General features: G+C 41.3%; 6 protein-coding genes. 4 read left to right on the forward strand and 2 right to left on the reverse strand.

Annotation, left to right across the window (positions count from 1 at the left end):
* Positions 1 to 96 precede the first annotated feature (96 nt).
* Positions 97 to 1,014, forward strand: a complete 918-nt coding sequence (locus L4C33_RS18285; RefSeq protein WP_428813843.1) for a LysR family transcriptional regulator — start codon at positions 97 to 99, stop codon at positions 1,012 to 1,014.
* 139 nt (positions 1,015 to 1,153) lie between these two features.
* On the opposite strand, the gene bluB is transcribed toward L4C33_RS18285, so the two are convergent.
* Complete coding sequence (gene bluB, locus L4C33_RS18290) at positions 1,154 to 1,816, reverse strand: 5,6-dimethylbenzimidazole synthase (protein WP_428813844.1); 663 nt, start codon at positions 1,814 to 1,816, stop codon at positions 1,154 to 1,156.
* A gap of 241 nt (positions 1,817 to 2,057) precedes the next feature.
* Between bluB and L4C33_RS18295 the strand changes: the two genes are divergently transcribed.
* Positions 2,058 to 3,248, forward strand: coding sequence for a DEAD/DEAH box helicase (locus tag L4C33_RS18295; protein ID WP_428813845.1), 1,191 nt, complete (start codon positions 2,058 to 2,060; stop codon positions 3,246 to 3,248).
* Between the two features lie 122 nt (positions 3,249 to 3,370).
* Here the strand turns inward: L4C33_RS18295 and L4C33_RS18300 are convergent, their stop codons facing one another.
* On the reverse strand, positions 3,371 to 5,404 hold the full coding sequence (locus tag L4C33_RS18300; protein WP_428813846.1) for an EAL domain-containing protein: 2,034 nt from the start codon (positions 5,402 to 5,404) through the stop codon (positions 3,371 to 3,373).
* A gap of 347 nt (positions 5,405 to 5,751) precedes the next feature.
* Here L4C33_RS18300 and L4C33_RS18305 point away from each other — a divergent pair, with 347 nt between their 5' ends.
* Together L4C33_RS18305 and L4C33_RS18310 are read left to right on the forward strand one after the other, a co-directional pair.
* Positions 5,752 to 6,144: a PPC domain-containing DNA-binding protein gene (locus L4C33_RS18305; RefSeq protein ID WP_428813847.1), complete on the forward strand. Its 393-nt coding sequence runs from the start codon at positions 5,752 to 5,754 to the stop codon at positions 6,142 to 6,144.
* Between the two features lie 52 nt (positions 6,145 to 6,196).
* Positions 6,197 to 6,589 (forward strand): 3'-5' exonuclease (locus L4C33_RS18310; protein ID WP_428813848.1); only part of this gene is annotated, 393 nt, incomplete at its 3' end.

Here is a 6,589-nt window from a genome sequence, read left to right on the forward strand (position 1 = left end):
ATTTTGGGTTCGACCATTATTTTGGCGAAACGGCTATATTTCGCCAAGCCGTGAAAGGTTATACTACGTAAGTTCTTCATTTACTGAGTTATTCAATTGGACTACTTACATTTATCGCGCGTGAGTTTAAAGCATCTAACCGCACTTCATATCATGCTAAATACCCACAGTGTCACACTTACCGCCGACCAAATGTGTGTAACCCCATCAAGTGTTAGTAAAACCTTAACTCAGCTACGTGAGTTACTTAAAGATGAACTCTTCTACCGCGATGGTACCAAGCTTATCCCTACTCCTTTCGCTGTGAATATTGGCCCAACCGTTCATGCTATTTTATCGAGTRTGAATGGGCTACTGCATCAAAAAAGTTTCTCTCCTGAGGAATACCAAGGCAGTTTTAGCTTATCCATGCGCGAAAGTACTTTTGAGTTATTTGCTCCCATTATTAGTCGTATATCAACACACTCTGCGCCAAAGGCTTCATTATGTGTTTATTCGAAGGAACAGCTTGGATTTGATGCTCTTTTGAGTGGGCAGGTCGACTTCATTCTTCTGCCACACGACATTAGTCAGCCTCCAACCAACAACAAAGACTTGGTATGGAAAAATGTCCTATCCGACGAAATGGTTTGCCTGATGGATAGTGAACATCCGTTGGCCAATAAAACGCTGACTACTGACAATTATCTAGACTATCAGCACATCACGATCTTAGATAAAGAGCTTGCTGCACCGTATTTTGAGCAGTATTTAGTTCAGCAGCATAAAGCTCGTGATATTGCTATCTCAGTCGCTGATTTCGGTGCTGCTGCAGTAATGTGTCACCATACTCAGTTTTTGTTTACGTGCTCAAAAGCATGGTCAAAGCGTGCGAGACAAGCGCAAGGCCTGGTTGCTAAGCCCTTGCCATTTGRTTATGGAAGAGTTGCGTACAGCCTGGTTTGGAGCAAACCGAACATGAACGATCAAGCGATGCAATGGCTACGAGATCAGTTCATATTAGATGAAGACTAAACTTAGTCCTTTAACTCGCGATACAGTAACTAGTGAGAGAGCCGTTCGCTCTCCGCATTACTCTATCAATTCGCTTACTTAAAACTACCAACTCCAATAAATAGGGGTCGCCATATTAAGCTAAGGGAAACGTAGGCAATTAGTCTTTATTCAATTGTTCCGGGTTCCACTTTCCGTGATGAATAGCGGATGCGACGTCTCTTCTTGGTAGCCAGCCTAGTGTTTCCAGTTCCGGTTTATCCTTAAAGTGCTCGACATACCCGACACAAAGGTAAGCAACAATATCAATATTTTCTGGGATATCTAACGCGTCACGTAGTGCTGAGTCATGTAAAATACTCACCCAACCTACCCCCAAGTTTTCAGCCCTTGCCGCTAACCATAGGTTTTGAACAGCGCAAACCGTGCTATACAGGTCCATTTCCTGCTTGATAGTTCGACCTAAAACAACAGGCCCTGTTCGACTTCTATCACACGTAACACAAATTCCAATAGGTGATTCAACAATGCCTTCCAATTTTAAGCGCTTGTACTGCTCTTGCTTCTCATCATTAAACATCTCAGCCGATTCAGCATGAGCTTGGTTAAACCCATTTTTAATTTTCTGCTTAGTCTCTTTATCTTTCACCACCACAAAATCCCATGGCTGCATAAAGCCTACACTTGGCGCATGGTGCGCCGCGGTAAGAACTCGCATCAATACATCTTCAGGGATTTCATCGGCAAGAAACTGTCCGCGAACATCTCTGCGGGCAAAAATCGTTTTATACACAGCATCACGTTCAGTTGATGAAATTTCCATAGTTACAGACTCTTACTAACAAAAAACTTATTATCCACATTCCGGCTGAACATACGAGTCTCTTAGGCACCTAACTAGGTGCAGAGAAGTACCTTTACAACGTCATCGGTAGTTACTTATGCGAATAGCGGCTATGAACTCATGAATCAGTAGCGGTCTGAATGCATCATGGTAGAATGCGCGCATATTTCTTATCTTCGTATAAGAATCGATACCCTATTCACCATGACTTGAGATACCTATGCCATTTTCCAAACTTGGATTAAGCGACCCAATTGTTAAAGCTGTAAAAAAACAAGGCTACGAAAAGCCAACACCAATTCAGGAAAAAGCGATCCCAATCGTTCTTTCTGGCAAAAACCTAATCGCAGCTGCACAAACGGGTACAGGTAAAACAGCCAGCTTTGTACTACCTATTCTAGAGATGTTAAGTAAAGGTGAGACGCAGCGAAAGAAACGTATTCGCGCGGTAATTCTTACGCCTACTCGTGAGCTTGCTATTCAAGTAGAACAAAACATCACTAAATATGCGAAGAACCTAAACCTGACTTCACTTGCGATGTACGGTGGCGTGAAATATCAGCACCAAAAAGATCGCCTTATTGAAGGCGTTGATATTCTGGTGGCAACTCCAGGACGCTTAATCGATATGTACGGCCAACGAGCTGTTCATTTCGACGAAGTAGAAGTACTTGTTCTTGATGAAGCTGACCGCATGCTAGACATGGGTTTCATTGAAGACATTAATAAGATCATCGCTCGTCTTCCACAGAACATTCAAAACTTATTGTTCTCAGCAACACTTTCTAACCCTGTACGCGATCTTGCTAAAAGCGCGATCAATGAAGCAGAAGAAATTTCAATTGCTAAGCATGACGCATCAAAAGCAAGCATTGAGCAATGGTTGGTTACTGTCGATAAAGACAGAAAATCTGCGCTACTTAGCCACATGATCACTGAAGGTGATTGGGATCAGGCGCTAATCTTTATCGAGACAAAGCACGGCGCAGCTAAGCTGGTTAGCCAACTTGAAAAAAGAGGCATCCAAGCTGAATCTTTCCACAGTGGCCGTAGCCAGGCAGTTCGTGAGAAAGTGCTCGCTGATTTTAAGAAGGGTAAATTGAAGTACTTAGTTGCAACTGGTGTTGCTGCGCGTGGTATTGATATCGACAACTTAAGCCGCGTAGTGAACTACGACTTGCCTTTCCCTGCTGATGACTATGTTCACCGTATCGGACGTACTGGTCGAGCTGACGCTTCTGGTGAAGCAATTTCTTTCCTATCAAAGAATGACTTCAAGAACCTTTGTATTATTGAAAAGCGTTTAGGTCACCTAATCACTCGCAAAGTAATCGAAGGCTTTGAGCCTCGTAAGCCCGTGCCAATTTCAGTACTTAACTTTGTGCCAAAGCATAAAAGAGAAGCAGAGTAACAGCACTGCTCAATAAGTTGTAATTAACAAACTGAGCACCACAAAATCAAAGGCGAAGTGATATTAACACTTCGCCTTTTTCTATTCTGAGTCCTACAAGTGAACGAGCTTAACCAGAAATGTTATACGTTAGATACTTCTAATACTGCGGTGAGTTCATCTAACGGCATAGGCTTATGGAAATAAAAACCTTGTACTACGTCAACCTCCAGTGATTTCACGAGATCCAGCTCTTGCTGTGTTTCAACCCCTTCAACAATCACCTTAGCACCACTGATAGAGGCTATCTCACACGTCAGTTTCAGCAGGTTTCTTCCCTTCTCTGTATTCGAATTAACCACAAGTGAGCGATCAACTTTGATCTTATCGAATTCAAATTTCGATAAGTAGCCAATTGAAGAATAGCCCGAACCAAAATCATCTAAGGCTATCGAAACCCCAAAGGATTTTAATTCTTGAAGCACTTCAAACGTCACTTTCTCATCGCGAATAAGCGTGTCTTCGGTAATTTCCAATTCAACCTGTTCGAATTTCAACTGACTCTGATTGATCATATCGAACACAATACTTGAAAAATTGTTAATCAAGAATGTGTCAGGTGAAACATTGATAGAGATTTTAAAGTCATCTTTCTCAGCCAGAGGAGTAACTGCTTCTAGCGATTGTTTCATGACCCAGAGATCAAGCTCAGTTAACAACCCTAAATTTGAAAAGTGCTGGATAAAATGAGGTGGTGTTACTTTACCTACTTTGTCTTGATGACGGATAAGCACTTCTGCAGATGTTGATTTATTAAGGTGTAAATCGAATTGAGGCTGATAGAAAAGGACGAAGTCACCGCTATTTTGCAACTGACGAATGGCTTTCTGAGACTCAGATTTAGCATTAWGCTCAGGCAACACGCTATTTGAACGAGTAAAACCCGCTAAATCTTGGTTTGCAAAAAATCGTTCAGACTGAATTTTAGGTAGTAGTACATTATCGTTGCTCAACACTTCCATACGCCTAAAGAACGGGAAGTATATTGCACAGCCAATCGTCAATATAACGACTTGAAGAATGGCACCCGAAAACTGCTCTCCAGTTCCTATGTAACCGCTGATCACAGGAGGCGTTAACCAGCTCATTAATTCCGATATCGGAGGGACGATTCCTGTGTACGTTGCGAAATAGGCGATACATAAACCGACAACAGGGGTAATCAAAAACGGTATCACTAAAATGGGATTAAACATGATGGGCAAGCCGTAAATCACAGGCTCATTAATGTTGAATATACTTAGCAGTAACACGGTGAACGCAAGTTTTTTATATACCTTGTTTTTCGCAAACAAAAGCATGCAGAGAACCAAGCTAAGGGTGTTTCCCGCACCGCCCATACCCGCATAAAAATCAAAAAAGTTAGAAGTGAAAATCGGAATATCTGCACCAAATTCGTGATAATTTTGAATGCTCAATTCAGTAAGTTGGTAGATTTCCGTTTTATAGGAAGAAAACACAACATGTCCGTTAATACCCACCGACCACAATAAATTACGAGCTAACTCATAAAAGATGCCATCAGTCAGTGAGTTAGGGTCAAAGCTGGGAACAAGTAATTCGAAGGGAAGCCAATCGACTAAGTAATACTTTGAAAGTGTACTCAGGGAGAAAATACAAATCACGGCTAAACAACAGACGAAGACAAGGCTAATCGACTTCTCAACCACCGTGGGTAACTCTTCTTTCTCGACAATATTTAAACGACGAATCAACGCAACAATATGGCCTGTTACAATTGGCAAGCAAATAGCGAGAAATGTGTTACTCGGCACAATCATTTCACTTGATAACAGTCCCCACTGCTGACAAATGATAAAGTAACTCACAAGGGAAGAGATGATGACCGATTCTTTGAGTTGGAATTTTATATCGGCCACTACCTGTGAATAGAAGACGATTAACAGCACAGGGAAAACTTGCGAAACCAATACAGTCGCTTTGGCGATTTGAGCACTGTACTCACCTATGCCAAACCAGGTTGCAGCATTTGAGCCTAAAAGTAAGAATGCAGCAATAATGGACACAGGGAGTAATTTAATAAATACGTTGCATATACCCACGAGGTAAGGGTTATTGGAACCTCTTGAATAAATTGACTCACTACTGGCTTTCATACGACAAATAGCACTATATAGGATGTGATACCATATTTATCATCTTGACCTTTTTTCGTCTATATAAAAATGATTTTTTATTTAACAGTGTCACATTATCAACTTTTCCATCATTTAAAATGTTCACACTCTAAAACAGAATTTTCACGTATTTTAAGCGATAATTTAAAGAGTTTTACGTTTATTCACAATCTCCCTCTTAACAACAACTTGCATACTCATTCAACAAAAACAACTGTCATTAGTATTATCAACAATAGTTCAGTAGGTACTTCCACTAAACGCTCTTTATCAATTGTCAGAGGGTAATATTTCTTATAAAGTTCCGCTTTAATTTAGGTAGTATTATGATCACACCAATAGCTATTCGCCTGACCAAAGGCCAAGATTTAAAGTTAGAAATCCAGCGTTTAGTCACTGAAAGTCAACTTCAGGCAGGGTCTATCGCTTCATGTGTCGGTTGCGTTTCTCAGCTCAACATTCGCCTCGCTAATGCTGACTTCACGAAGACAATTACAGCCCCTTTCGAAATCGTATCTTTGATGGGAACACTGACACAATCCCACCAGCATATTCATATTTCKGCCGCTGACGAAAAAGGTAATGTTATTGGTGGGCATTTACTTGAAGGGACAATTATTTCTCATACTGCTGAGCTAATCATTCACCGTTACGACAACATGACGTTTTCCCGAGAACTCGATTCATCGACAGGTTATACTGAGCTCGTAATTAGCTAACTCCCCTACTACGACCTTATCTAACTATTTCCCCTAAGTTTAGGAGCRTTTTGTGTCCACACGTTTAGCAAACACCGTTATTGTTCTCGATTTTGAAACCACTGGATTATCCCCAAACATGGGTGATAGGGCGATTGAAATTGGTGCCGTTAAATTGGTAGATGGGCAAGTCACAGATACTTTCCAGCGTTTAATGAACCCGGGCTGTCGCGTCAGTGGCTTTATTGAGAGTTACACCGGAATATCTAACCGAATGTTAGCAACGGCTGCAAGCTGTAATGAAGTGATGGATGAGTTCACAGACTTTATCGGTGACAGCCATTTAGTCGCACACAATGCATCATTTGATAAGCGTTTTTTAGATGCCGAATTAGAGTTAATCAACCGAAGCTACAACGGTCAATTTGCGTGTTCAATGCTTATTGCACGCCGCCTTATCCAAGAC

Source organism: Vibrio makurazakiensis (genome assembly GCF_050337375.1).
GTDB classification, from domain to species: domain Bacteria; phylum Pseudomonadota; class Gammaproteobacteria; order Enterobacterales; family Vibrionaceae; genus Vibrio; species Vibrio makurazakiensis.

Excerpts from the sequence above, each read along its gene's own strand:
- bluB (WP_428813844.1), bottom strand. The coding sequence starts at position 1,816 with ATGGAAATTTCATCAACTGAACGTGATGCTGTGTATAAAACGATTTTT.
- L4C33_RS18295 (WP_428813845.1), top strand. The coding sequence starts at position 2,058 with ATGCCATTTTCCAAACTTGGATTAAGCGACCCAATTGTTAAAGCTGTA.